Raw genomic sequence first — 21,829 nt, forward strand, 5'->3', positions numbered from 1 at the left:
GTGAGTAGGGGAGCGATCAAGGGAAGCGGCAGGTCACCTCGGGTTTGTCGTAGCCCAGGCTGTCCATTTCGTTGAAGGGGTGCAGGAAACCGTCCTGGGGCGAGGTGCTGACCAGCGCGCGGGGCTGCACGATCGGAATCGGTTGGCGCAGCTCGCCGTTCCACGCGCGATAGCTGAGCTTGCGGCCCTTGAAGCCGTCCAGCGGCAGTTGCTCGCTGATCTCCAGTTGGCGGATGGCCATGGGGTCGACCTGGCGCAGCTTGTTCACCGCACTGGCAACGCTGCGCACGGCCATCCAGGCGGCGAAGTCGCGGTCGTTCATCCAGCGCCCGGCCAGGGCCTCGAAGCGTTTTTGCAATTGCGCGGCGCCGTAGGTTTCGACGGTCTTGTGCCAGCCGGTGGGCGTCAGGCCCTGGGTGCCGGCGACGGGGCGCGGGTACCAGGTCTGGTAGGGCACGTACTCGCCGAAGTCGCCGCGCTCGTCCGCCACCAGCACCACGTCGTATTCGGCGGTCTGGGTGAACAGCGGCATGTCTGCCTGGGCGCTGCGGCGTTGGTCGTTATCGAAGCGCCAGGCTTTCTCCGCCACCAGATGCACGCCGAAGCGCTTGGCGGCGCGGCGCAGGGCGGCGGCGTAGGCCTGGTCATCCTCGGTGGGGCCGACGATCAGCAGCGCCTTCTGCCATTTGCGCACCACCAGAAATTGCGCCAGGGCATCGGCGAGCATGGCGCGGCTGGGCAGCGTGTGCAGCACGTTGCCCAGGCAGTCGGTGCTGCGCAGGCTGTCATCGGGGCTGCCGGCGTTGAACAGCAGGCTGTCGGGCAGGGCCGCGCTGAGCTGGCGCAGGCTGGCGGCGGGGGCGTTGACCACGAACAGGCGCAGGCCCTGGTCGTGCTGGGCCTGGGCGGCGGCGAGCAGGGCGTCGGGGCTGTCCACCGTGGCGCTGGTCAGGCTGTAGCGTTGGTTGAGAAAGGCGCCGGTGCTGTTGCTGTCGATGATCGCCAGTTCCGCACCGCGCTGCCCGGCGTCGGTGGGCTCGGGGATCACATTCGACAGCAGCGGCCCAGGGTCGGGCCGATAGCCCAGGTAGCCGATCTGCACCGCCAACGGCGCCTCGGCGGCCTGGCTGGCAGTGGCCACCCCGGCGGCGCAGGCAATCGCCAGCAGGTAGAGCACGGCGTAGGGGGCGAGCTGGCGCATAAGGCACTCCATGTCAGGTAGCGCCAGCATAGGAAGCCTTATGTCTGCTGCAAATATGCAGAAAGTACCGCTGAGCCAGTACCAAGGTAGTAGCCCCGCGCAGGTGGCGCGGTCTTAGCATGGGTTACCCCCACCGTGTCCATCCGGGAGATGAACGATCATGCAAATCCTCAAGGCGCTGCTTTTGCCGTTCCTGCTGATCGTGAGCCTGATCGGCGTCGACAAGCTGCACGCACCACGCCCGGCGCTGAGCGTGCCCGCCAGCGTGGCGCACTAGGTATGTCGGCACTGTGGCGCATCAACCTGTGGGTGTGCGGTTTCTTCGCCTTGGTCACCTGCGCCTGCACCGCGCTGTTGCTGCATCAGGCCCTGACGGATGTGGAGCGTGAGCTGCAATCGGCCGAAGCGGTGGTGCATTACCTCAGCGCAACCGCCGAGCGCGACCCGGCCAGCCTGCAACCGCATCTCACCGCCAGCCTGCGCCATGTGCGCGTGCATTGGCTGACCCCCGACGAGACCTTGCCGGCGCCGCTGCCGTCCGGCCTGGACGCCTGGCTCGGGCGCCTGCTGTTTGCCGAGGCGCGGCGCAGTGCCCAGGTACTGGACCTGCCGGACGGCCGCCGCGTGTCCATCGTCGTCGACCCGCGGGATGAGATCGATGAAGTCTGGGACTCCCTGCAACAACTGTTGAGCCTGTGCGCCCTGGCCCTGGCCCTGAGCCTGCTGACCATCCGCTGGGCGGTGCGCCGTGGCATGGGCGTACTCGACGAACTGCTGCGCGCCTTGCAACAGGTGTGCGCCGGCCAGCTCAATGTGCGCCTGCGCAGCGCAGGATCACCCGAAGCGCGGCAACTGGCGCTGCATTTCAACCGCATGACCGACGCCCTGGAGCAGGCGCACACCGACAATACCCAACTGACCCAAACCCTGATGGCGGTGCAAGAGCAGGAGCGCAACCACCTGGCCCAGACCCTGCATGATGACCTCGGCCAATACCTGGCCGGTATTCGCGCCCAGGCCTGCCTGTTGCGTCTGGTCACCGACCAACCGCAATTGCTCGCGCGCACGGTGGCGCAACTGGAAGATCACTGCGATCACTTGCAGCAAGGCTTTCGCGCACTGGTCCACGACCTGTACCCGGTGGCCCTGCAGCACCTGCCGCTGGCCGAGGCGTTCGCGATGCTGGTGACGCAGTGGCAGGCCAGCCATGGCATCGATTGCCGGCTGCGGGTCAGCGCGGACCTGCCGGCGTTGTCCGGGGCGAGCAAGACGCACCTCTATCGCCTGCTGCAGGAAGCCCTGACCAATATCGTGCGGCATGCCGATGCCAGCCAGGTGCGCGTGCGCCTGCATCGTCACGGTTCGCGCCTGCGCCTGTGGGTGCGCGATAACGGCTGCGGCGCGCAAACGCCGCAGCGTCCGGGCGTCGGCCTGTATTCGATGTACGAACGCGCGCGCTGCCTGGGCGGCGAACTGACAATCCTCAGCCACCCCGGCGCCGGTTGGGCGCTGGCGTTGAACATGCCATTGGAGGCCTCATGAATATTCTGTTGGTGGACGACCATGCGGTGGTGCGCCAAGGCTATGCCAGCCTGTTGCGTGCACTGTTGCCGGCCATCGAAGTGCGCGAAGCGGCCAGCGGCGAAGAGGCCTTGAGCCGGGTCCAGGAAGCACTGCCGCATTTGGTGATCATGGACTTCGGCCTGCCCGGCATCAGCGGCCTGGAAACCACGCGCCGCCTGCGCCAGCGCCTGCCGCAACTGCGCGTGCTGTTCTTCAGCATGCACGACGAACTGCCGCTGGTGCGCCAGGCCCTGGAAGCCGGCGCCTCGGGCTACCTGACCAAAAGCTCGGCGCCCGAGGTGCTGATCGAAGCAGTGCGGCGCGTCCTCGACGGCCACGCCTATATCGAACAGTCCCTCGCCACCCAACTGGCCTACACGCCAAGCGACCAACGCTTGCAAGGCATGACCCCGCGTGAGCTGGAGATTTTCCTGATGCTGGCCAGAGGCACGCCGACCCGAGTGATTGCCGACCAGTTGAATATCAGCAGCAAGACCGTGTCCAACCACCTGACCCTGCTCAAGAGCAAATTGCAGGTCAGTTCCCATGCCGAACTGGTCCACCTGGGAATCGACCTAGGCGTGGTACGCGTAGCGGGCTGATCCCCCCCATGTACCCCTGTTACCACTGTAGGAGCGAGCTTGCTCGCGAAAACCGTCAACGATAACGCAAAAAACCAGACCCCCCGCGGCGGTCTCGGGTTTTTCGCGAGCAAGCTCGCTCCTACAAAAGTTATCGGTCAGTGCCCATGCCTGGCGGGGGCACCTAGGCCCCACTGTAGGAGCGAGCTTGCTCGCGAAAACCGTCAACGATAACGCAAAAAACCAGACCCCCCGCGGCGCTCCCGGGTTTTTCGCGAGCAAGCTCGCTCCTACAAAAGTTACCGATCAGTGCCCATGCCTAGCGCGGGCACCTAGACCCCACTGTAGGAGCGAGCTTGCTCGCGAAAACCGTCAACGATAACGCAAAAAACCAGACCCCCCGCAGCGCTCCCGGGTTTTTCGCGAGCAAGCTCGCTCCTACAAAAGTTACCGGTCAGTGCCCATGCCTAGCGCGGGCACCTAGACCCCACTGTAGGAGCGAGCTTGCTCGCGAAAACCGTCAACGATAACGCAAAAAACCAGACCCCCCGCGGCGCTCCCGGGTTTTTCGCGAGCAAGCTCGCTCCTACAAAAGTTACCGGTCCGTGCCCATGCCTAGCGCGGGCACCTAGACCCCACTGTAGGAGCGAGCTTGCTCGCGAAAACCGTCAACGATAACGCGAAAAACCAGACCCCCCGCGGCGGTCCCGGGTTTTTCGCGAGCAAGCTCGCTCCTACAAAAGTTATCGGTCAGTGCCCATGCCTAGCGCGGGCACCTAGACCCCACTGTAGGAGCGAGCTTGCTCGCGAAAACCGTCAACGATAACGCGAAAAACCAGACCTCCCGCAGCGCTCCCGGGTTTTTCGCGAGCAAGCTCGCTCCTACAAAAGTTACCGCTCAGTGCCCATGCCTAGCGCGGGCACCTAGACCCCACTGTAGGAGCGAGCTTGCTCGCGAAAACCGTCAACGATAACGCGAAAAACCAGCCCCCCCCGCGGCGCTCCCGGGTTTTTCGCGAGCAAGCTCGCTCCTACAAAAGTTACCGGTCAGTGCCCATGCCTAGCGCGGGCACCTAGACCCCACTGTAGGAGCGAGCTTGCTCGCGAAAACCGTCAACGATAACGCAAAAAACCAGACCCCCCGCGGCGCTCTCGGGTTTTTCGCGAGCAAGCTCGCTCCTACAAAAGTTATCGGTCAGTGCACATGCCTGGCGGGGCACCTAGACCCGTCTGTAGGAGCGAGCTTGCTCGCGAAGACCGTCAACGATAACGCGGAAAACCTGACCCCCCGCGGCGCTCTCGGGTTTTTCGCGAGCAAGCTCGCTCCTACAAAAGTTACCGGTCCGTGCCCATGCCTAGCGGGGCACCTAGACCCCACTGTAGGAGCGAGCTTGCTCGCGAAAACCGTCAACGATAACGCGGAAAACCAGACCCCCGCGGCGGTCTCGGGTTTTTCGCGAGCAAGCTCGCTCCTACAAAAGTTATCGGTCAGTGCCCATGCCTAGCGCGGGCACCTAGACCCCACTGTAGGAGCGAGCTTGCTCGCGAAGACCGTCAACGATAACGCGAAAAACCAGACCCCCGCGGCGCTCTCGGGTTTTTCGCGAGCAAGCTCGCTCCTACATTCAAATGGCGGTGTGCTAACGATTCCAGGTGGTGGGGCAGTCCTTGCAGCCTTCCATGTTGGCGTCCTGGAAGTTCGCATAGTGCTGGCGACTGCCCGTGAGGGTGGCCTGTTCCAGGTTGCTCTCACCGAACTTGGCCTCTTGCAGATTCGCATCGCTCAGATCCGCCCCTCGCAGGTCGGCCTTGCTCAGCCAGGTCATTTCCAGGTCGGCGGCGCGCAGGTTGGCCTTGTGCATTTTTGCCCCGGACAGCCGCGCGAATTGCAGGTAGGCCGCGCTCAGGTTGGCGTTTTCAAACTGCGCACCCTGGGCGAACAGGCCCCAACCCTGGATCGCCATCAGCGTGGCGCCGGTGAAATCGGCCAGGCGCAGGTTGCTTTGTTGCAGGCTGGCGCGGGTCAGGTTGGCGCCCTGCAACTGGGCTTTTTCCAGGTTGGCCAGGTCGAGGTTGGCGTGGCGCAAGTCCGCATCGCGCAGGTCGGCGCCGGCCAGGTTCATTTTGCTGAGGTCCTGGTTGCTCAGGTTGGCGCCCCTGAGGTTGGCGCCGGGGCATTGGCTGTGTTCGGCGAGGGTGCAGCCGTTGATGACCAGCGGGGTGTCGTCGCCGTCGTCGGCGTGGGCCAGGGGCAGGGCGAGCAGGAGTAACAAGGGCAGATAGTTCATCTTGGAACCTCCAGACGAAGCAACCCCGTGACGTAGCAGCTGTCGAGCACCAGCTGCTACGACGGGGCTGGGGACGGGTTATTTTTGGGCGGTCTTGTTATCCCAGCTCGGGATCTTGAACACCCAGAACGACCCACCCTGTGCCACCGGCTTGGTCAGCTCGGCCATGTCGCCGCCCCACAACGGCACCGCGCCGCCATAGCCGACGGTGACGCCGATGTACTGCTCGCCATCCTGTTCCCAGGTGATCGGCGGCGAGACGATGCCGCTGCCGGTCTGGAACTTCCACAGCTCCTTGCCGGTTTTCGCGTCGAAGGCCTTGAAGAAACCGTCGCCGGTGCCGGTGAACACCAGGTTGCCCTTGGTCGCCAGTACGCCGGCCCACAGCGGCAGGGCTTCCTTGTGCTCCCACACCACCTTGCCGGTGGTCGGGTTCATCGCCCGCAGGGTGCCGACGTGGTCGTCATACATGCGCTTGATGCGGAAACCCATGCCCAGGTACGCCGAGCCCTTCTTGTAGTTGACCTCTTCGGTCCAGTATTCCTCTTTCCATTGGTTGCCCGGGATGTAGAACAGGCCGGTGTCCTGGCTGTAGGCCATGGGGTTCCAGTTCTTGCCGCCGAGGAACGGTGGCGAGACTTCCACCGGCTTGCCCTTGGTTTCACCGGGCAGCGGTTTGGCCGGACGCTGGCCCGGGTTTTCCACCGGACGACCGGTCTTCAGGTCGATATGGCTGGCCCAGGTGATGTTGTCGACGAACGGGAAGGCGTTCTGCAGCTTGCCGTTATTGCGGTCGACCACGTAGAAGAACCCGTTGCGGTCGGCGTGACCGGTGGCCTTGACCACTTTGCCATCCTTGTCCTTGTAGTCGAACAGCACCAGCTCGTTGTTGCCGGAGAAGTCCCAGGCATCGTTCGGGGTGTGCTGGTAGAACCATTTCACTTCGCCGGTGCTCGGGTCGACACCGACCTGGCCCGAGGTGTAGAGGCTGTCGAAGTCGTGCGGGTTGCCGTCCTTGGACGTGCGCGCCCAGGTGTTCCACGGGCCGGGGTTGCCGGCGCCGACGATGATGGTGTTGGTCTCGGCATCGAAACTCGCGCTCTGCCAAGGTGCGCCGCCGCCGTGGCTCCAGGCCTCGACCTTGCCGGTTTCGGTGGTCGGGTCATCCGGCCACGACGGCGCTTTGACGTCGCCGGTCGGGGTGCTGTCCTTGCCGTTCAGGCGGCCCATGTGGCCTTCGACGAACGGGCGCATCCACACTTCTTCGCCGGTGTCCGGGTCGCGCGCATACAGCTGGCCGACCACGCCGAACTCATCGCCGGAGCTGCCATGGATCAGCAGCACCTTGCCGCTGACCTTGTCTTTGATCAGCACCGGGGCGCCGGTCATGGTGTAACCGGCGGCGTGGTCGCCGAACTTCTTGTTCCACACCACTTTGCCGGTGTTCTTGTCGAGGGCGATCAGGCGCGCGTCGAGGGTGCCGAAGTAGATCTTGTCGCCGAAGATCGCCGCGCCGCGGTTGACCACGTCACAGCACGGGCGGATGTTTTCGGGCAGGCGGTGGTTGTAGGTCCACAGGCGTTTGCCGGTCTTCGCGTCGAGGGCGAACACGCGGGAGTAGGAGCCGGTGACGTAGACCACGCCGTCGCTGACGATGGCCTGGGATTCCTGGCCGCGCTGCTTCTCATCGCCGAACGAGTACGACCAGGCCGGGGTGAGCTTGAACACGTTCTCGTCGTTGACCTGGGCCAGCGGGCTCCAGCGCTGGGCGTTGGTGCCCATGCCGTATTGCAGCACGTCCTTGGTGCTCAGGTGGTCGTTGGCGATGTCTTCCCAGGTGACGTTGCGCGTCGCCTTTGCGGTGGACGGCGCGGCAGGGTCGGCGGCGGCGAAGCTGGCCGCACTCAAGGACAGGCTGCCGACCAGCAGGAAAGCCTGCACGGCAAGGCTCAGCGGCGAACGGGCGGGTAGCGATCTTATTATCATGGTTGCAGTTCCCAGTGGAGGTTTTGGCCTGCACAGGGTGGAGCGCCAGGGCGCTGCGCGGATACGGAAAAAGTCCCGCTGTTGCCGGGAAGACTTCCCGAAGCGCCGCTGTTTTAGGCGTGCCCCACAAGCCCTACTACCAAGGGAGGACAAGCCGGCCACCAAAGCAGCATACGGCCTATGCCCCAGGGTTTCTAAGATGGTTGCCATAACCTCTGCAATGAGGTTTTGCGTGCAATCCTGAGGGCAAAAATAATGACAACAAAACGCAATGCCTTGCTCGTCGCCGGGCTGTTGGCCGGTGTGATCGGTGCAGGCTCGGCCTGGGCCCACGGCAACGTGGTCCCGCAAGCAGTGGAAACCAAGGGCCTGACCTCGATCAAGGACGCCGGCGTGCCGGTCGACGAGGACGGCTGGGCGGCAGTGAACCCTTACCGCACGTCGCCTGAACACGACCGGGCCCTGGAAATCGGTTCGTCCGCCTACAATCAGAACTGCGCCGCCTGCCACGGCCTGGAAGCCAAGTCCGGCGGCATCGCCCCCGACTTGCGCATGCTGGATGTGGGCGAGGCCGGTGATGAGTGGTTTGTGCAGCGCGTGCGTCACGGCGCGGTGCGCGACGGCCGGGTATATATGCCGAAAATGGCCGATTACCTGAGCCAGGAAGCCTTGTGGGCGGTACGCACCTACCTGGACAGCGTTCACGTCGAGGAGTAAGCCATGCGCCTGTTCGCTTATGTGCTCGGCCTGGCCCTGCTGTGTTGCCAGACGGCACAGGCGCAGGTGCGCAGCTATGACCAGATGATCGCCGCCGGTGAGTTGAAAGTGGCGGTGTACAAGGACTTTGCCCCCTACAGTTTCGAAGACGGTGCCACCCCGCGCGGAGTCGACGTGGAGCTGGCCGAGGCCCTGGCCAAGGCGCTGGGGGTGCAGCTCAAATTGATCTGGGCGCCGGCCGGGGAAAAACTCGACGACGACCTGCGCGACTACATCTGGCGCGGCAGCCAGTTGCATAACCAGCAACTGGCCGACCTGATGATGCGCGCACCCTACGACCACGACTACGCGCAAAGGCGTAACGATCAGGGCGAACTGGAAAACGGCCATGTGGTGATGTTCGGGCCGTACCAGAACGAACAATGGCAGGTGGCCTACGACCGCCGCCGTCTGGACAAGGTCGCCAGCGTGGCGGTGTTCGAGGAGCACCCGATCGGTGTCGAAGTCGACAGCGTGCCGTCGTTCTACCTGACCTCGGTGTTCAACGGCATGCTCGCCCGCCAGACCCATCACTACCCCGGTGTACCCCAGGCGTTCGCGGCGATGAAGGCCGGTGAAGTCGACGCGGTGATGGCGATGCGCGGCGAGATCGACTGGCAGGTGCATCAGGCACGCGATCCGCAACTGGCCCTGGCGCAAAACGCTTACCCGAGCATGGGCCGGCAGCGCTGGGAGATCGGCATGGCGGTACACGAAAGCAATCGCCAGTTGGCCTATGCGGTGGAAGAGGCGCTGGAAGGCCTGATCCGCGACGGTTCGCTGCAAACCATCTACAGCCATTACGGCCTGCAGTACGAAGTGCCCGAAATGTACCAATAGGAGCAGGCGATGAACTGGCGACTGAACTGCATGTTGGCCTGCTGGTTACCATTGGCGGCCCACGCCGCGGCGGTCGAACCGGGCACGGACCCGGTGCCGTCGGTGATGTGGGCGTTCTACCACAAGCAGTTGCTGGCCGATGCGCCGTTCGTGTTCGATGAGCGGGTCAAGCTGCTGGCGCCGCCGTTCGCCGAAGATGCACGCCAGGTGCCCCTGGAAATCGACGCGCGGGCGTTCAAGGGGCACGTGGTTAAGATCCTCGCCTGGGCCGAACTCAACCCGTTGCCCAGGATTGTCGATTTTCAGCCCAAGGCCGGGGTGTTGCCCTGGCTGTCGATCCGTATCCGCATCGAACAGGCCACGCCCCTGCGTGCGGCGGTGCTCACCGATGACGGGCTGTGGCACGTCGGCTCGACCCTGATCGACGCGGCCGGCGGCGGCTGCACCGCGCCCAGCGTGGTCCGCACCCAGCCGGGTTGGGAAGAGCATATCGGCGAAGTCCTCGGCGGGCGTTACCCACGCGGCGAATTCAGCCGGGTACGCGTGCAGGTGGCGCACCCGATGGATAACGGCATGGTCAGCGGCATCCCCGAGTTCTATCTCAACCACGCGCAACTGCGTGGCCAGGACGGCCAGGTGCTGGCCGAGCTGGTGCTGTTCCCGGCGGTCAGCGAAAACCCCAACCTGGCCTTTGACATCGACGCACCCGGGCCGACGCGCCTGGTGCTGCGCGACAACAGCGGCAATGAATTCGACGCAGCCATTCCCTGACCAGAAGGAGCGCGGCATGCGCTGGATTCTATTGTTGTGCCTGAGCTTGAGCCTGCCTGCCGTGGCCGACCTCGACTACGCCCTCAAGCCACGACTGATCGCCGACGACACCTGGCTGCTGGAAGGCAGCACCGACAATTTCGCCAAGGACAACGGCGGCAATATCGTCAATACCGCGTTCATCGTCACCGAGGCCGGCGTGGTGGTGATCGACACCGGGCCGTCGCGGCGCTACGGCGAAGCCCTGCGCCGGGCGATCGCCAGCGTCACCGACAAACCGGTGATCCAGGTGCTGCTGACCCACCACCACCCCGACCATGCGCTGGGCAACCAGGCCTTCAAGGACGTGCCCATCGGCGCCCTGGCCGGCACCACGCGCCTGCTGCATGAGCAGGGCGACGGCATGGCGGAGAACCTCTACCGCATGGTCGGCGACTGGATGCGTGGCACCGAAGTGCAATTGCCCACGCAAGTGCTCGAACCCGGTGTGCTCAGCTTTGGCCGCCACGACCTGCGCCTGCTCGCGCTGACCGGCCACACCGACGCCGACCTGGCCATCCTCGACCAGACTACCGGCGTGCTGTTTGCCGGCGACCTGGTGTTCTTCCAACGCGCCCTCACCACCCCCAACAGCCCCGGGCTGGCGGCGTGGCTGGCGGACATCGACACCCTGCAGGCCTTGCCCTGGACCCTGGTCGTGCCCGGCCATGGCCCGGTGGCCAACGATGCACAGCCGTTCGCGCAGATGCGCGACTACCTGACCTGGCTCGACCAACTGCTGCGCGACGGCGCCGCCCACGGCAGCGACATGGCCGAGATGATCCGCAGCCCCATCCCCGAGCGCTTCGCCGCGATCAACCTGAGCCGCTATGAACTGATCCGCAGCGTCAGCCACCTGTACCCGCGTTACGAGCGCGAGCAGATGCAGCGCGTGGATTCGGCGCGCTGACGGACCGGACCCGCTACTAAGGAACTAGCAATCTCGATACTGCGGTCAATTGTGACAACCGCCCCTGCGCCCAAGAATCTGTACCAGACCGGGAAAATTTCCCGGGTATAACAAAAAACCGCAGAGGTAGCCGTCATGACCCAACCCGCACGCCGCCAACCCTTCGCCTTGAGTGTGTTGCTCGGTGCCATTCTGTTATCCGGCCAGGCCATGGCGGCCGTGACCGATCAGGAGATTCTCCAGGACCCGAAAAACCCCGGGCAGATCGTCACCAACGGTCTGGGCGTCCAAGGCCAGCGCTATAGCCCGCTCGACACCCTGAATGTGGACAACGTCAAGGACCTGCGCCCGGTCTGGGCGTTCTCCTTTGGCGGCGAGAAACAGCGCGGCCAGCAGGCGCAGCCGATGATCAAGGACGGGGTGATGTACCTCACCGGGTCCTACTCGCGGGTGTTCGCGGTGGACGCACGCACCGGCAAGAAGCTCTGGCAGTACGATGCGCGTCTGCCCGATGACATCCGCCCGTGCTGTGACGTGATCAACCGCGGCGTGGCGCTGTACGGCGACCTGGTGTTCTTCGGCACCCTCGACGCCAAGCTGGTGGCCCTGAACAAAGACACCGGCAAAGTGGTGTGGAGCAAGAAAGTCGCCGACCACAAGGAAGGCTACTCGATCAGCGCCGCGCCCCTGGTGATCAACGGCAAGCTGATTACCGGCGTGGCCGGCGGCGAATTCGGCGTGGTGGGCAAGATCGAAGCCTACGACCCGAAAAACGGTGACCTGCTGTGGACCCGTCCGACTGTCGAAGGTCACATGGGCTACGTCTACAAGGACGGTAAAGCCGTGGAAAACGGCATTTCCGGCGGCGAGGCGGGCAAGACCTGGCCTGGCGACTTGTGGAAAACCGGCGGCGCGGCACCGTGGCTGGGCGGCTACTACGACCCGGAAACCAACCTGCTGCTGTTCGGCACCGGCAACCCGGCACCGTGGAACTCGCACCTGCGCCCTGGCGACAACCTCTACTCGTCCTCGCGCCTGGCGCTGAACCCGGATGACGGCACCATCAAGTGGCACTTCCAGACCACGCCCCATGACGGCTGGGACTACGACGGCGTGAACGAACTGGTCTCCTTCAACTACACCGAAGGCGGCAAAGAGATCAAAGCGGCGGCCACCGCCGACCGTAACGGTTTCTTCTACGTACTCGACCGCACCAACGGCAAGTTCATCCGCGGCTTCCCGTTCGTCGACAAGATCACCTGGGCCACCGGCCTGGATAAAGACGGTCGGCCGATCTACAACGAAGCCAGCCGCCCAGGCGCGCCAGGCAGCGAAGCCAAGGGCACCTCGGTGTTCGTCGCCCCGGCGTTCCTCGGCGCGAAGAACTGGATGCCGATGGCCTATAACCGCGACACCGGGTTGTTCTACGTGCCGTCCAATGAATGGGGCATGGACATGTGGAACGAAGGCATCACCTACAAAAAAGGTGCGGCGTTCCTCGGTGCGGGCTTCACCATCAAGCCGTTGAACGAAGACTACATCGGCGTGCTGCGCGCCATCGACCCGAAAACCGGCAAGGAAGTCTGGCGCCACAAGAACTTCGCGCCGCTGTGGGGCGGGGTCCTGACCACCAAGGGCAACCTGGTGTTCACCGGTACGCCGGAAGGCTTCCTGCAGGCCTTCAACGCCAAGACCGGCGAGAAGGTCTGGGAATTCCAGACCGGCTCCGGCGTGCTCGGCTCGCCTGTGACCTGGGAAATGGACGGCGAACAGTACGTCTCGGTGCTCTCCGGCTGGGGCGGCGCGGTGCCGTTGTGGGGCGGTGAAGTGGCCAAACGCATCAAGGACTTCAACCAGGGCGGCATGCTCTGGACCTTCAAATTGCCTAAAGAACTGGTCGCCAAACACTGAATCTACGACCAAATGACAAGAGCCCTCCTGCCAACGGCGCATTCGCCCGGCAGCGGGGGTTCTTTACTATCGGGTCATCGCCTGTTGACCGACAGGCCCGGACCCAGACAGAGGCTTTAACATGATCTACGCACAACCTGGCACCCCTGGCGCCATCGTCAGCTTCAAGTCACGCTACGGCAACTTCATCGGCGGCGAATTCGTCGCGCCGATCAGCGGTGAATACTTCACCAACACCTCGCCGGTGACCGGTGAAGTGATCGCCGAATTCCCGCGTTCCAACGCCGCCGACATCGACAAGGCCCTCGACGCGGCCCACGCCGCCGCCGACGCCTGGGGCAAGACCTCGGCCCAGGATCGCGCCCTGGTGCTGCTGAAAATCGCCGACCGCATCGAACAGAACCTCGAAGTGCTGGCCGTCACCGAAAGCTGGGACAACGGCAAAGCCGTGCGTGAAACCCTCAACGCCGACGTGCCGCTGGCCGCCGACCACTTCCGTTACTTCGCCGGCTGCATCCGCGCCCAGGAAGGCGGCGCCGCCGAGATCAACGAACACACCGCCGCCTACCACTTCCACGAGCCGCTGGGCGTGGTCGGGCAGATCATTCCGTGGAACTTCCCACTGCTGATGGCCGCCTGGAAACTCGCCCCGGCCCTGGCCGCCGGTAACTGCATCGTGCTCAAGCCGGCCGAGCAGACGCCGCTGTCGATCATGGTGTTTGCCGAGCTGATCAACGACCTGCTGCCCGCGGGCGTGCTGAACATCGTCCAGGGCTTTGGCCGTGAAGCCGGCGAAGCGCTGGCCACCAGCAAGCGCATCGCCAAAATCGCCTTTACCGGCTCTACCCCAATCGGCGCGCACATCATGCATTGCGCGGCCGAGAACATCATTCCGTCGACCGTGGAGCTGGGCGGCAAGTCGCCGAACATCTTCTTCGAAGACATCATGAATGCAGAGCCGCAGTTCATCGAGAAAGCCGCCGAAGGCCTGGTGCTGGCGTTCTTCAACCAGGGCGAAGTGTGTACCTGCCCGTCGCGGGCGCTGGTGCAGGAGTCGATCTACGACGACTTCATGAAAGTGGTGATGAAAAAGATCGTCAAGATCAAGCGCGGCAACCCGCTGGACACCGAAACCATGGTCGGCGCCCAGGCGTCCGAGCAGCAATACGACAAGATCCTGTCCTACCTCAAAATCGCCCAGGAAGAGGGCGCCGAACTGCTCACCGGCGGCGCGGCCGAGCGTTTGGAGGGTGACCTGTCCAGCGGTTACTACATCCAGCCGACCCTGCTCAAGGGCCATAACAAAATGCGCGTGTTCCAGGAAGAAATCTTCGGCCCGGTGGTGGGTATCACCACCTTCAAGGACGAAGCCGAAGCCCTGGCCATTGCCAACGACAGCGAGTTCGGCCTGGGTGCCGGCCTGTGGACCCGCGACATCAACCGCGCCTACCGCATGGGCCGGGCGATCAAGGCCGGCCGCGTGTGGACCAACTGCTACCACCTGTACCCGGCGCACGCCGCGTTTGGCGGCTACAAAAAGTCCGGCGTGGGGCGTGAGAACCACAAGATGATGCTCGATCACTACCAACAGACCAAGAACCTGCTGGTGAGCTACGACATCAACCCACTGGGCTTCTTCTAGCCCCGACTTGAAATACAACCCAATGTGGGAGGGGGCTTGCCCCCGATAGCGATGGCTCAGTCAGGTATGTATTGGCTGACACACTGCCATCGGGGGCAAGCCCCCTCCCACATTTTGATCGGCGTACACCCGTTTCGGCACAACAAGAGGGCTTTGCCTGTTGGATCACTACCTGCCGACCAAGCCCCTGGGCCTCTCCTAACCCCGACTTGAAATGCAACCAACTGTGGGAGGGGGCTTGCCCCCGATAGCGGTGGATCAGTCAGGCATGTCTTGGCTGACAAGCCGCCATCGGGGGCAAGCCCCCTCCCACATTTTGATCGGCGTACACCCGTTCCGGCACAGCAAGAGGGCTTTGCCTGTTGGACCACTACCTGCAGACCAACCCCCTGGGCCTCTTCTAACCCCGACTTGAAATACAACCCAATGTGGGAGGGGGCAAGCCCCCTCCCACATTTTGATCGGCGTACACCCGTTCCGGCACAGCAAGAGGGCTTTGCCTGTTGGATCACTACCTGCAGACCTACCCCCTGGGCCTCTTCTAACCCCGATTTGAAATGCAACCAACTGTGGGAGGGGGCTTGCCCCCGATAGCGGTGGATCAGTCATGCATGTATTGGCTGACCCACTGCCATCGGGAGCAATCCCCCTCCCACATTTTTGATCGGTGTACATCTGCTACCAAGGCATGCTTCAGGCTCGTTCGAAAGTAGCATTCGCACCCCCATCCCCCCATGCATTAATGCCATTACCGGAATCTTCCGGCACAACAAGAGGATCGCCCCATGTGGACTAAACCCGCGTTTACCGACCTGCGTATCGGCTTTGAAGTGACCATGTACTTCGCCAGCCGCTGATTCACCCCCGGCCAGCCTCGCGCTGGCCGGGGTCGTTTGGGGAATGACTCTTTGGTCTGATTGCATTCGCGCGCGGATGGGTTAGTGTGGAGCGCATCTCTCAAAAATAATAAAAACAGGCTTTCCAATGAGCCCAAATCTCAGCCTTCTGCGTAAGTTCGTTTCGCCTGAAATCATCTTTGGTGCCGGCTGCCGGCACAACGTCGGTAATTACGCCAAGACCTTCGGTGCGCGCAAAGTGCTGGTGGTCAGCGACCCCGGTGTGATCGCCGCCGGCTGGGTCGCCGACGTGGAAGCCAGCCTGCAGGCCATCGGCATCGATTACTGCCTGTACAGCGGCGTCTCACCCAACCCCCGCGTCGAAGAAGTCATGCTCGGTGCCGAGGTGTACCGCGACAACCATTGCGACGTGATCGTGGCCATCGGCGGCGGCAGCCCGATGGACTGCGGCAAGGCCATCGGCATCGTGGTCGCCCATGGGCGCAACATCCTCGAATTCGAAGGCGTGGACACCATTCGCGTGCCCAGCCCCCCGCTGATCCTGATCCCCACCACCGCCGGCACTTCGGCGGATGTCTCGCAGTTCGTGATCATTTCCAACCAGCAGGAGCGCATGAAGTTCTCCATTGTCAGCAAGGCGGTGGTGCCGGACGTGTCGCTGATCGACCCGGAAACCACGGCGAGCATGGACCCGTTCCTGTCCGCCTGCACCGGCATCGATGCGCTGGTGCATGCGATCGAGGCGTTCGTCTCCACCGGCCACGGCCCGCTGACCGACCCCCACGCGCTGGAAGCCATGCGCCTGATCAACGGTAACCTGGTGCAGATGATCGCCAACCCGGCGGACATCGCCCTGCGCGAGAAGATCATGCTCGGCAGCATGCAGGCGGGGCTGGCGTTCTCCAATGCGATCCTCGGCGCGGTGCATGCCATGTCCCACAGCCTCGGCGGCTTCCTCGACCTGCCTCACGGCCTGTGCAACGCGGTGCTGGTGGAGCATGTGGTGGCGTTCAACTACAACTCGGCGCCGGAGCGCTTCAAGGTGATTGCCGAGACGTTCGGCATCGACTGCCGCGGCCTGACTCATCCGCAGATCCGCGGGCGGCTGGTCGAGCATCTGATCGCGCTGAAGCGTGCCATCGGCTTCCACGAAACCCTCGGCCTGCATGGCGTGCGGGTGGCGGACATTCCGTTTCTGTCCCAGCATGCCATGCACGACCCGTGCATCCTCACCAACCCCCGCGAATCGAGCCAGCGTGACGTCGAGGTCGTCTATGGCGAAGCTCTCTGACGACCAGCAGCGCGCCCTGGCCGGGCTGCTGGGGCTGGGCGACCAGTCGGCGCGCAAGAGCCACTACCCGGAACTCACGGCCCGCCTCGATGAGCTGGAGGCCGAGCGCAACCGCTACATCCGCCTCAACGATGAGCTGGAGCAGCGGGTGGCGGCGCGCACTGATGAACTGCTCGAAGCCAACCGCAACCTGCAACAGCAGGTCGCCCAGCGCGAACAGGTCGAACAGGAGCTGCGCGACGCCCGCGACGCCGCCGAGGCCGCCAACCGCAGCAAGGACAAGTACCTCGCCGCCGCCAGCCATGACCTGTTGCAGCCGCTCAACGCCGCACGGCTGTTGATCGCCACCCTGCGCGAACGGTCGTTGCCGAGCGTCGAACAGGTGCTGGTGGAGCGCACGCACCAGGCCCTGGAAGGTGCCGAGGATTTACTCACCGACTTGCTCGATATCTCGCGGCTCGACCAGGCAGCGGTCAAGCCGGACGTGGCGCTGTATCGCCTGGATGAGTTGTTTGCGCCGCTGGTCTCCGAGTTCCAGTCCGTCGCCCTGGCCGCCGGACTGAATCTGCGCGCACACACCGGCCATTACGCGATCCGGACCGACCTGCGCCTGGTGACGCGGATTTTGCGCAATTTCCTCAGCAACGCCTGCCGCTACACCGACGACGGCTGCATCCTGCTCGGCGCCCGTCGTCGCGGCGATCACCTGCGCCTGGAAGTGTGGGACACCGGGCGCGGCATCCCGGCCGACCGGCTCGACGCGATCTTCCTCGAATTCAACCAACTGGACGTCGGCCGCGCCTCGGACCGCAAGGGCGTGGGCCTGGGGCTGGCGATTGTCGAGCGGATCGCTGAGATCCTCGGTTACCCGGTGGCGGTGCGCTCGTGGCCGGGACGCGGGTCGATGTTCAGCCTCGAAGTGCCGATCAGCGAAGAAATGCCGTTGGCTATCAGCCAACTGCCCACGCAACCGACCACCGGCAACCCGCTGCCGGGGCGGCGTTTGCTGGTGCTGGACAACGAAGTCAGCATCCTCGAAAGCATGAGCGCGCTGCTCGGGCAGTGGGGCTGCGAGGTGGTCACGGCCACCGACCAGGCCGGCGCGTTGCTGGCATTGCAGGGCAGGGCGCCGGAACTGATCCTGGCGGACTATCACCTGGACCACGGCGTGGTGGGCTGTGAGGTGGTCAAGTACCTGCGCGAGCATTTTGCCCAGACGATTCCCGCGGTGATCATCAGCGCCGACCGCACCGACCAGTGCCGGCGCATCCTGCGGCGGCTGGACGCACCGTTGTTGAACAAACCGGTCAAGCCCGGGAAGTTGCGGGCGGTGTTGAGTCAGTTATTGGCCTAGAGGTTTGATACCTGTCAACACCGCGTGCGGCATTTTGCGCCATGCTCCCAGCCTGATTTGACGCCGACGGAGACTCCCCCATGAGCGCCCCCGCAACAACCGCTGCATCATTCAAGTTGCCCTTGGGCCTGGTCGTCGCTGTACTGGTGATGGTCGGGGTGCTGCTGTTACCGCTGCCCGCGGATTTGCCGGTGGCCGGGCATCGCATGCTGGCGATCCTCGCGTTTGCGGTGGTGGTGTGGATCAGCGAGGCGGTGTCCTATGAGGCCAGCGCGATCATGATCACCTCGCTCATGGCGTTCTTGCTCGGCACCGCGCCGTCGCTGCAAGACCCCGCGCACCTGATCGGCTCCAGCCCGGCCATCGGCATGGCGCTGACCGGCTTCTCCAACCCGGCGCTGGCCCTGGTGGCGGGGGCGTTGTTCATCGCCGCCGCCATGACCCACACCGGCCTGGATCGGCGCATCGCCTTGGTCACGCTGACCCGGGTCGGCACCAGCACCCGCGGCATTCTGCTGGGGGCGATCGCGGTGACTATTCTCCTGAGCCTCGTCGTACCCAGCGCCACCGCGCGCAGTGCCTGCGTGGTGCCGATCATGATGGGCGTGGTGGCGGCGTTTGGCGTCGATAAACGCTCCAACATCGCCGCCGGCCTGATGATCGTGGTGGCCCAGGGCACCAGCATCTGGAACGTCGGCATCCAGACTGCCGCCGCGCAGAACCTGCTGACCGTCGGGTTCATGGACAAGATGCTCGGCCAGCGCGTGTCGTGGATCGACTGGCTGATTGCCGGCGCACCATGGGCGCTGATCATGTCGGCGGTGTTGCTGTTCCTGGTGATCAAACTGCTGCCGCCGGAAAGCGACAGCATCCCCGGCGGCAAAGAAGCCGTGGCCCAGTCGCTGGTGGACATCGGCCCGATGACCGGCCCGCAAAAACGCCTGCTCGCCGTGTCGGTGCTGTTGCTGTTGGCGTGGGCTACCGAAGGGCGCCTGCACAATTTCGACACCACCTCGACCACCTATGCCGGGCTGGTGTTCCTGCTGTTGCCGGGGATCGGCGTGATGACCTGGAAGGATGTGCAGTCGCGGATTCCGTGGGGCACGGTGATTGTGTTTGGCGTCGGCATCAGCCTCGGCACGGCGTTGCTGACCACCCAGGCCGGGCAGTGGCTGGGTTCGCAAGTGGTGGCGCACACCGGGCTGGACCAGGTCGGGCCGTTGGGTGTGTTTGCCATCCTCGGGGCGTTTTTGATCTTGATCCACTTGGGGTTTGCCAGTGCGACCGCGTTGACCTCGGCGTTGTTGCCGATCCTGATTGCGGTGTTGCAGACCTTGCCGGGGGAGTTCAACCGGTTGGGGATGACCATGCTGTTGGGGTTTGTGGTGAGCTACGGGTTTATCCTGCCGATCAATGCGCCGCAGAACATGGTGTGCCTGGGGACCGGGACGTTTACGGCGCGGCAGTTTGCCAAGGTGGGGGTGTTGGTGACGCTGATGGGTTACTTGTTGATGTTGGTGTTTGCGGCGACGTATTGGAGTTGGCTTGGCTGGATCTGATAGGGCATGTGGTCTCCAATACACATGGGGTCGCCAATGCAAAGGAGATCCAATGTGGGAGGGGGCTTGCCCCCGATGGCAGTGGGTCAGTCATGCATGTAGTGGCTGACACACTGCCATCGGGGGCAAGCCCCCTCCCACAGTTGGAATGTATTTCAGGGTGAAATTGAGTTGGGTCGACTGGTTGTGCTCCAGCAGTTTCAGGCCCGGCCTGCCCGGTAAGTGATGGGCATTCACCGGATGGCTCACCGGCTCGATGCAGAAGAACCCCAGCCCCGGCGGGCAGTACAGCAAGAAGTAATCGGCGCCGGTGGCCTGGCATTCCAGGGCATAACCCAGCTCCGGCTGTTCGATCCGGCAATGCCCGTCCCACTGGCAAAAACCGTTGTCGACCAACGCTTGGGGCAATCCCTTGAGCTGTTGGAAATCCCAATCGGCGTGTACGGGTGCCAGCGCCGTCGGCAGCTTGGACGCATCACTCATCCATACCTGCCCAGCCTTGGCCTGCAACCGCGTACCCGCCCGGCGCGGGAAGTAAGGATGCAAGCCCAAACCGTGCCACGCGGCGGCTTCGGCCAGATGCGTCACGCTCAGCCCGATACTCAACACGCCGTTGCTCAACCCAAACCGCTGCTCGGCGCGATAGGCGAACGGCGTGGCGCATTCCAGCGCAAGCAGCACTTCATCCGCCGACTGGCTGACCACGCGCCACGCCTGTTGCCAGGCCGAACCGTGAATCGGCAGCGGATCGGTCGCGCTGTTGGGCGTGAGTGCCAGCCAGCCGGCGGGCGTGTCGAAACCGCCGTTGGCAATGCGATTGGACCACGGCGCGAGGGGATAGCAGGCCAGTTTGCCGGGCAGGCCGCTGTCCAGCGCCGCTTGATCGCTAGGCCGCAGCAGGGGCTGGCCGCTGGCGCGCACGCGCCAGTTGACGATGCTGCCGCCCACGGCCGGGGCGAGGGTGAGGTGGGTCAGGTGATCTTCCAGTTCAATCAGCATCACAGCACCAGCCCTGGCAGCCACAGCGATAACGCCGGAATGTAAGTCACCGCGATCAGCACCAAAAACAGCACGCCATAGAACGGCAGCAGCGCCTTCACGGTGTTCTCGATACTCACCTTGCCCACCGCCGCCCCCACGAACAGCACCGCGCCGACCGGTGGAGTGATCAGGCCGATGCCGAGGTTGACCAGCATGATCATGCCGAAGTGAACCGGGTCGACGCCGATGCCGAGCACCACCGGCAGCAGGATCGGCGTGAGGATCAAAATCAGCGGCGCCATGTCCATCACCGTGCCGAGCAACAGCAGCATGACGTTGATGCACATCAGGATCACGTAGCGGTTGTCCGACAGGGTCAGGAACAGCGTGGTGATCTTCGCCGGGATCTGCATCAGGGTCATGATGTAGCCGAAGCTGGCCGCGAAGGCGATCAGGATCATCACGATGGAAATGGTGCGTACCGTGCGGTGCATCAGCTTGGGCAGCTCGTTCCATTTGTAGTCGCGGTAGATGAACATGGTCACGAAGAATGCCCACAGCACCGCGATCGCGGCGGACTCGGTGGCGGTGAAGATGCCCGACAGGATGCCGCCGAGGATGATCACCATGGCCATCAGGCCCCACAGTGCGTCGGCGCAGATTTTCAGCGCTTGCTTGAGCGGGATGACTTCGCCCTTGGGGTAGTCGCGCTTCTTCGCGAAGATCAGGCACAGCACCATCAGGCACGCGCTCATCAGCAGGCCCGGGACCACGCCGGCCATGAACAGCGAGGCGATCGACACCGTGCCGCCCGCCGCCAGGGAGTAGAGCACCGAGTTGTGGCTGGGCGGGGTCAACAGCGCCTGCACCGAACCGCTGATGGTCACCGCCGTGGCGAACTCCCGGGGGTAGCCACGGCGCTCCATTTCCGGGATCAGCACCGAGCCGACCGAGGCGGTGTCGGCCACCGAGGAGCCGGAGATCGCACCGAAAAACGTCGAGGCCATGATGTTCACCAGGGACAAGCCGCCGCGCACAAAACCCACCAGCACCCCGGCGAACGCCACCAGCCGCCGCGACATGCCGCCCTCGGCCATGATCGCGCCGGCCAGCACGAAGAACGGAATCGCCATCAGCGAAAACTTGTTCACCCCGCCAGCGATCTGAATCATCAGGGCCTGGTACGGAATGTCGATCCACCACGCGCCGATCAACGCCGACAGGCCCAGGGCATAGGCCACTGGCATGCCGATCAGGATCAAGCCGACAAAGCTGCCCAACAGAATCAATGCGTCCATA

Annotated in this window: 17 protein-coding genes and 1 pseudogene; 13 read left to right on the plus strand and 5 right to left on the minus strand. The window is 64.0% G+C overall.

The window, feature by feature from the left end:
• Positions 1–16: 16 nt before the first annotated feature.
• The gene (locus C8K66_RS13025; RefSeq protein WP_108525029.1) at positions 17–1,201 is read right to left on the minus strand and encodes an ABC transporter substrate-binding protein; all 1,185 of its coding nucleotides are present in this window, start codon (positions 1,199–1,201) and stop codon (positions 17–19) included.
• A 279-nt stretch (positions 1,202–1,480) separates the two neighbouring features.
• On the opposite strand from C8K66_RS13025, the gene C8K66_RS13030 reads away from it, so the two are divergent.
• The 3 genes and pseudogenes from C8K66_RS13030 to C8K66_RS31280 form a co-directional block, all read left to right on the plus strand.
• Positions 1,481–2,743, plus strand: coding sequence for a histidine kinase (locus C8K66_RS13030; protein ID WP_046382812.1), 1,263 nt, complete (start codon positions 1,481–1,483; stop codon positions 2,741–2,743).
• Positions 2,740–3,366, plus strand: a complete 627-nt coding sequence (locus C8K66_RS13035; protein ID WP_017847484.1) for a response regulator transcription factor — start codon at positions 2,740–2,742, stop codon at positions 3,364–3,366. Before C8K66_RS13030 ends, C8K66_RS13035 begins: the two co-directional genes overlap by 4 nt.
• A 1,223-nt stretch (positions 3,367–4,589) precedes the next feature.
• A pseudogene (locus C8K66_RS31280) lies at positions 4,590–4,676 on the plus strand (outer membrane lipoprotein carrier protein LolA); the annotation flags it as partial.
• A 309-nt stretch (positions 4,677–4,985) separates the two neighbouring features.
• Here C8K66_RS31280 and C8K66_RS13045 read toward each other — a convergent pair.
• Both C8K66_RS13045 and exaA read right to left on the minus strand, forming a co-directional pair.
• Positions 4,986–5,633 (minus strand): pentapeptide repeat-containing protein, encoded by a 648-nt coding sequence (locus C8K66_RS13045; RefSeq protein WP_046382814.1) that lies wholly within the window; start codon positions 5,631–5,633, stop codon positions 4,986–4,988.
• 78 nt (positions 5,634–5,711) lie between these two features.
• Positions 5,712–7,619 carry a quinoprotein ethanol dehydrogenase gene (gene exaA, locus C8K66_RS13050; RefSeq protein WP_108525033.1) on the minus strand — a complete coding sequence of 636 codons (1,908 nt, stop codon included), beginning with the start codon at positions 7,617–7,619 and terminating at the stop codon, positions 5,712–5,714.
• A 255-nt stretch (positions 7,620–7,874) separates the two neighbouring features.
• On the opposite strand from exaA, the gene pedF reads away from it, so the two are divergent.
• From pedF to C8K66_RS13100, 10 genes are all read left to right on the plus strand, one after another.
• On the plus strand, positions 7,875–8,336 hold the full coding sequence (gene pedF, locus C8K66_RS13055; protein ID WP_017847481.1) for a cytochrome c-550 PedF: 462 nt from the start codon (positions 7,875–7,877) through the stop codon (positions 8,334–8,336).
• A gap of 3 nt (positions 8,337–8,339) precedes the next feature.
• Entirely contained in the window at positions 8,340–9,215 is an 876-nt protein-coding gene (locus C8K66_RS13060; protein ID WP_046382816.1) for an ABC transporter substrate-binding protein, read from the plus strand.
• A gap of 9 nt (positions 9,216–9,224) precedes the next feature.
• Entirely contained in the window at positions 9,225–9,986 is a 762-nt protein-coding gene (locus C8K66_RS13065) for a quinoprotein dehydrogenase-associated SoxYZ-like carrier (protein ID WP_057004484.1), read from the plus strand.
• Positions 9,987–10,002: 16 nt separating this feature from the next.
• Positions 10,003–10,935: a quinoprotein relay system zinc metallohydrolase 1 gene (locus tag C8K66_RS13070; protein WP_046382818.1), complete on the plus strand. Its 933-nt coding sequence runs from the start codon at positions 10,003–10,005 to the stop codon at positions 10,933–10,935.
• A 135-nt stretch (positions 10,936–11,070) separates the two neighbouring features.
• Positions 11,071–12,846 carry a PQQ-dependent methanol/ethanol family dehydrogenase gene (locus C8K66_RS13075; RefSeq protein WP_046382819.1) on the plus strand — a complete coding sequence of 592 codons (1,776 nt, stop codon included), beginning with the start codon at positions 11,071–11,073 and terminating at the stop codon, positions 12,844–12,846.
• Between the two features lie 121 nt (positions 12,847–12,967).
• Positions 12,968–14,488 carry an aldehyde dehydrogenase family protein gene (locus tag C8K66_RS13080; protein ID WP_017847476.1) on the plus strand — a complete coding sequence of 507 codons (1,521 nt, stop codon included), beginning with the start codon at positions 12,968–12,970 and terminating at the stop codon, positions 14,486–14,488.
• 785 nt (positions 14,489–15,273) lie between these two features.
• Positions 15,274–15,345: a pyrroloquinoline quinone precursor peptide PqqA gene (gene pqqA / locus C8K66_RS13085; RefSeq protein WP_010209364.1), complete on the plus strand. Its 72-nt coding sequence runs from the start codon at positions 15,274–15,276 to the stop codon at positions 15,343–15,345.
• A 127-nt stretch (positions 15,346–15,472) separates the two neighbouring features.
• The gene (gene ercA / locus C8K66_RS13090; RefSeq protein WP_017847475.1) at positions 15,473–16,636 is read left to right on the plus strand and encodes an alcohol dehydrogenase-like regulatory protein ErcA; all 1,164 of its coding nucleotides are present in this window, start codon (positions 15,473–15,475) and stop codon (positions 16,634–16,636) included.
• A complete protein-coding gene (locus tag C8K66_RS13095) occupies positions 16,620–17,990 on the plus strand; it encodes a hybrid sensor histidine kinase/response regulator (RefSeq protein ID WP_017847474.1) in 1,371 nt (456 codons plus the stop codon). Before ercA ends, C8K66_RS13095 begins: the two co-directional genes overlap by 17 nt.
• 80 nt (positions 17,991–18,070) lie before the next feature.
• Complete coding sequence (locus C8K66_RS13100) at positions 18,071–19,549, plus strand: DASS family sodium-coupled anion symporter (RefSeq protein ID WP_079444249.1); 1,479 nt, start codon at positions 18,071–18,073, stop codon at positions 19,547–19,549.
• A 90-nt stretch (positions 19,550–19,639) separates the two neighbouring features.
• On the opposite strand, the gene C8K66_RS13105 is transcribed toward C8K66_RS13100, so the two are convergent.
• Positions 19,640–20,548, minus strand: a complete 909-nt coding sequence (locus tag C8K66_RS13105) for an aldose 1-epimerase (RefSeq protein ID WP_057004483.1) — start codon at positions 20,546–20,548, stop codon at positions 19,640–19,642.
• On the minus strand, positions 20,548–21,828 hold the full coding sequence (locus tag C8K66_RS13110) for a TRAP transporter large permease (RefSeq protein ID WP_046382820.1): 1,281 nt from the start codon (positions 21,826–21,828) through the stop codon (positions 20,548–20,550). The genes C8K66_RS13105 and C8K66_RS13110 overlap by 1 nt, the downstream gene beginning before the upstream one ends.
• Between the last annotated feature and the right edge of the window lies 1 nt (position 21,829).

The organism is Pseudomonas sp. GV105 (genome assembly GCF_003058185.1).
In the GTDB taxonomy this organism is placed as follows: Bacteria; Pseudomonadota; Gammaproteobacteria; order Pseudomonadales; family Pseudomonadaceae; genus Aquipseudomonas; species Aquipseudomonas veronii.